We start from the raw sequence: 2,485 nt of genomic DNA on the forward strand, positions 1-2,485 counted from the left end.
ATGGCCTGTCCGATTCGGCAGTCACCCGCCGCCCCGGCCCGGCGGTTCACCATCCGGGCCGGGAGGGCCGTTCGCCTTTTCCTGCTGCGGTCGGCGCCGCCCTACCCGCGCAACACGCCCACGGGGTGTTCCTCGAAGCACTCTATTCCTGCGTAGAGCCTTTTCTGCTATTCTTAGCTGTTGTCCGAGTGAGATACGAGAGATGCCTTTCAGTTTTCTGGCAACATCTGCCAAGCAGGAGCCGCTCCTCTCATATCTTAATGTAGGTTTCTTGCGCGTCAGAGAATATGCGTCCGGCTATGCATTTGTCCGGTGCCTGAAAGTAGTGCCGCCACTGCTTATGACGAGGAGCGGTGCGACTCTAAATCCCGTCAACCAAAAATGAATTTTGCTAATTTATATTCCAAATTTTTCCAATTCTCTAATGACAGCTTCTCTAAATCTTTCCAAACCTTCTTCGCCGATTTCAAATGCATATAACTTTGTTCTGCTCTTATTTTTTTGGTTATCTACTTGCTCATGACAGATGTCACGCACCCTGCTTTCTTCAACACCGCCGGTGGCGATATCGGATGCTTCACACTTGTTTTTTAGCCCGTTTTTCCGTGTCGGCATCAGTCCCTCCCGTTGGCGGACGTTTCGTTGTTGTGTAACCTCTCTATAACGCGTTTTTCATGCGTTGTGAATCCGTCAATCGGCTGTGCCAAAATTGGTTTGGCCTGCTTTGGGTCCATAGAGCAGACCTTACCTGATGTATTTTTGCGCCGTTGAGAAGCTGTGAAGAGTTGCGTCATACGCCGTGGTCCAACGCCTTCATACTGCAAGAATAAGACCTTATTGGAGTTTCCAGAATCCTGTGTCGTGCTGATCGCATCATTGTGGAGCTCCAAGGCAAGACTTTTTTCATACGGCTCAACGTAGTACACTTTCTTGATTCCAGCCGCCACTATATGTCTTGCGCAATTATGGCATGGGAAAGTAGTCGTATAAAGCGTCCCCCCTACAAGACTTTTGTTTCCATTTCTTGCACATGACAGGATAGCCTCCATTTCCGCATGAATGGCTCGACTGTATTCTGTTATATGCCATAAATGTGTTCCTTTAAGAATATTGCGCAATTTTTCTTTTAATTCACTATCGTCAATTTTAAGGGAATCAGTGTTTATGGCCTCACAAATATTCTTGACTATGTTATCTATCAGTTTATTTTTTCTAAAATCATTGTGACACATCCTATCGCGCCAAATATAACACCTATTGTCCATGTTGTTCGGATTTTCGTTTATATACAAACCGCCCCCATAGCGCGGAACGTCGTTCCACCCGATTCCGAGAAGTTCGCCGCTCTCGGAAAAGACTGCGGCCCCCACCTGACGTGACAAGCAGGCTGATCTCGTCATCGCAGAAAAGGCAGCATGCATCCCCGCCTCATGCCGCGTGGGCGTTTCGACACCAATTCCGAAAATAAGCTGCAAATGCCTTTTAATAACATCAATGAGAGAATTATTTCCATCATTTCTAATAAAGAAGTGCGAAAGCAACGCTGTGTCCCTTACGGACTGGCCATGTTTATTTTCAATATCGTTTTCGTCTCGGTCAAATATATTTCCTAGACCAGAAGTCTCTATACCTTGCCTCATGAGTCGATTTTTACGAACCGTCTTGGGCGCGAAGATCGTAAATTGCCAGTATGCGCCCCCATAAACATCCTCTAAGAGCCTTGATTCTTCGGGGCGTTTTAGTGAGTCCACAATTCTTGCGACACGAAGTGTTTTAGGCCTACGCAGATCGCTACCAGAAATTTCTTCAAAACCGTCGTCTTTTTTAGATCGACGATAATGTATTTCCTCAACAATTTTTTCTGCAAGATAGGATGGACCAAATCTTCTTCTAAGTTCTGTTCCACATTCTTGAAGGCCGGTAATGCGTTCTACACCGTGGGCTGAAACATCATTTCTTTTAAGGTGCCTTGATGCATATTCTCTTATTATATCGCTTACCCTTATAATTTCAACACGGTAACCATATGTATCTGTAAGTTCCTTCCTGAGAAGTTCGGCTGTTGTTGAAACGCCAGCACCGATCGCACCGACGAACCCAATGACCAGTTCATCTGTCCGCCTTGCGACCCTTTCATGAGCCATCAACGATTCCACTTCTGAGGTACTCCGCCTATCTCACAATCCCTTGCTTTGTGTCTGTGCCAAGGGTGCCTTTGAAAGGTCCCCATAGTCAATAATCCCGACCCTTGCACCATTCATGGAGACAACGGTTGCATTGTAAAACGATAGCGCCTCTCAGTGTAGGCCCCGAAAAAACACAATGCCTTAGGTGGGATAAGAGCTCAGTCGCCTTAGGTTCATATTGCTGGCTACCCATCTTCACACCGCCTCCAGCAGGTTTTCCGAGACGATGCGCCCGTCGAAGAGGTGAACGATGCGCTTCGCCCATTCGGCATGCGCCGGCGAGTGGGTGACCATCACGA

Annotated in this window: 3 protein-coding genes; all 3 read right to left on the reverse strand. The window is 47.2% G+C overall.

Features of this window, described 5'->3' with window-relative positions; genetic code table 11:
• Positions 1-396 precede the first annotated feature (396 nt).
• Positions 397-615, reverse strand: a complete 219-nt coding sequence (locus D6694_08435) for a hypothetical protein (protein ID RMH42020.1) — start codon at positions 613-615, stop codon at positions 397-399.
• On the reverse strand, positions 615-2,144 hold the full coding sequence (locus tag D6694_08440; GenBank protein RMH42021.1) for a deoxycytidylate deaminase: 1,530 nt from the start codon (positions 2,142-2,144) through the stop codon (positions 615-617). The genes D6694_08435 and D6694_08440 overlap by 1 nt, the downstream gene beginning before the upstream one ends.
• A 237-nt stretch (positions 2,145-2,381) precedes the next feature.
• Positions 2,382-2,485 (reverse strand): ABC transporter ATP-binding protein (locus D6694_08445; protein RMH42022.1); only part of this gene is annotated, 104 nt, incomplete at its 5' end.

Source organism: Gammaproteobacteria bacterium (assembly GCA_003696665.1).
Classification (GTDB): Bacteria; Pseudomonadota; Gammaproteobacteria; order Enterobacterales.

Coding starts and splice junctions, on each gene's coding strand:
- D6694_08435 (RMH42020.1), bottom strand. CDS start 615: ATGCCGACACGGAAAAACGGGCTAAAAAACAAGTGTGAAGCATCCGAT.
- D6694_08440 (RMH42021.1), bottom strand. CDS start 2,144: ATGGCTCATGAAAGGGTCGCAAGGCGGACAGATGAACTGGTCATTGGG.